This is a genomic window from Dyadobacter sp. CY326 (assembly GCF_021390515.1).
In the GTDB taxonomy this organism is placed as follows: Bacteria; Bacteroidota; Bacteroidia; order Cytophagales; family Spirosomataceae; genus Dyadobacter.
In genome coordinates this window covers 1-2,131 of sequence record NZ_JAJUXI010000016.1, presented here as the reverse complement: position 1 = coordinate 2,131, position 2,131 = coordinate 1, and the positions used below count along the sequence as shown (strand labels likewise).

The 2,131-nt window shown below is 51.1% G+C and carries 2 rRNA genes; both read left to right on the top strand.

From position 1 onward, the window contains the following. Positions 1–1,772: ribosomal RNA gene (locus LZG73_RS25400) — 23S ribosomal RNA — on the top strand; the annotation flags it as partial. Positions 1,773–1,916: 144 nt separating this feature from the next. Then, positions 1,917–2,028 (top strand): 5S ribosomal RNA (rrf, locus tag LZG73_RS25395). The last annotated feature ends 103 nt before the right edge of the window (positions 2,029–2,131 follow it).

Sequence of the window (2,131 nt, the reverse complement as noted above, 5' to 3'; positions counted from 1 at the left end):
GGGGGTCCGACTGCAGAGACAGCCAGGATGTTAGCTTGGAAGCAGCTATACATTTAAAGAGTGCGTAACAGCTCACTGGTCGAGCGGGGCGGGCATCGATAATAAACGGGCATCAAGCATATTACCGAAGCTATGCGATAGTAATTTATTACGATCGGTAGGGGAGCATTCTCACAGGGGTGAAGGTTTGGCGTAAGCTGGGCTGGACTGGTGAGAAAAGCAAATGTAGGCATAAGTAACGATAATGCGGATGAGAAATCCGCACACCGAAAGACTAAGGATTCCTCCGCTATGCTAATCAACGGAGGGTTAGGCGGGGCCTAAGGTATAGCCGACAGGCAAGTATCGATGGACAGCAGGTTAATATTCCTGCCCTTGCATGCAGTGTGAAAGAGTGACGGAGTATTGTGGTAAGTACGTACTGACGGAATAGTGCGTTGAGCAGAACCTACGGGTGAAGCGAACTTACGAAAACGCTTCCAAGAAAAGCTTTTGAAACGCCAGCTGTACGCAACCCGTACCGTAAACCGACACAGGTAGTCGAGAAGAATATTCTAAGGTGCTCGAGTGAATCACGGCTAAGGAACTCGGCAAATTAACCCTGTAACTTCGGGAGAAGGGGAGCCTCCTCAGCGATGAGAGGCCGCAGAGAAATGGCCCAGGCGACTGTTTAGCAAAAACACAGGGCTCTGCCAAAACGAAAGTTGACGTATAGGGCCTGACACCTGCCCGGTGCTGGAAGGTTAAGAGGGGATGTCATCGCAAGAGAAGCATTGAATCGAAGCCCCAGTAAACGGCGGCCGTAACTATAACGGTCCTAAGGTAGCGAAATTCCTTGTCGGGTAAGTTCCGACCTGCACGAATGGTGTAACGATCTGGGCACTGTCTCGGCCGTGAGCTCGGTGAAATTGTAGTAGCGGTGAAGATGCCGCTTACCCGCCACGGGACGGAAAGACCCCGTGCACCTTTACTATAGCTTTGCATTGTTTTCGGGTCAGGGATGTGTAGGATAGGTGGGAGGCTGTGAGCCGGTGTCGCCAGGCATCGGGGAGCCAACGTTGAAATACCACCCTTCGCTGGCCTGGGATCTAATCCGACAAAGTCGGAGACCGTGCATGGTGGGTAGTTTGACTGGGGTGGTCGCCTCCAAAAGTGTAACGGAGGCTTCCAAAGGTCTGCTCAACACGCTTGGTAACCGTGTGTGGAGTGCAATAGTACAAGCAGGCTTGACTGTGAGACCGACGGGTCGAGCAGGTGGGAAACCAGGGTATAGTGATCCGGTGGTTCTGTATGGAAGGGCCATCGCTCAAAGGATAAAAGGTACGCCGGGGATAACAGGCTGATCTCCCCCAAGAGCTCACATCGACGGGGAGGTTTGGCACCTCGATGTCGGCTCGTCACATCCTGGGGCTGGAGAAGGTCCCAAGGGTTCGGCTGTTCGCCGATTAAAGTGGCACGCGAGCTGGGTTCAGAACGTCGTGAGACAGTTCGGTCCCTATCTGTGGTGGGCGTAGGAAGATTGACGGGGGCTGCCTTTAGTACGAGAGGACCGAGGTGGACCCACCGCTGGTGAACCGGTTGTCACGCCAGTGGCATGGCCGGGTAGCTATGTGGGGAATAGATAAGCGCTGAAAGCATCTAAGTGCGAAACTAGCCCGAAGATGAATCTTCCACATAAGGGTCGTTGTAGACTACGACGTTGATAGGCTGCAAGTGTACGTGTAGAAATACATTCAGCTGAGCAGTACTAATTACCCAACAGCTTGCAGCATTAAAATCTTAATTAATCTTGATCTCTTCTACTTCCAATATGACATGAAATTCAATGTTGAATGAGTGAATGCCTCAATGACTGAATGAAAAATATTCAATTATTCATACATTCAAAATTCAAAATTGATTAACTCAAAGAGCTTGTTGGTGACTATTGGCCTGGTGTTCACCTCTTCCCATCCCGAACAGAGAAGTTAAGCCCAGAACCGCCGATGATACTTGGATCAAACCTGGTAAAGTAGGTAGTCGCCACAATACCAACACAAAGACCATCTCAAAAGGATGGTCTTTTTTTGTGCCCTAGGCCTGGGCGGTGCCACGTTCGCTTCACCTCTTCCCAGGCTGGGCCGCACAGGCT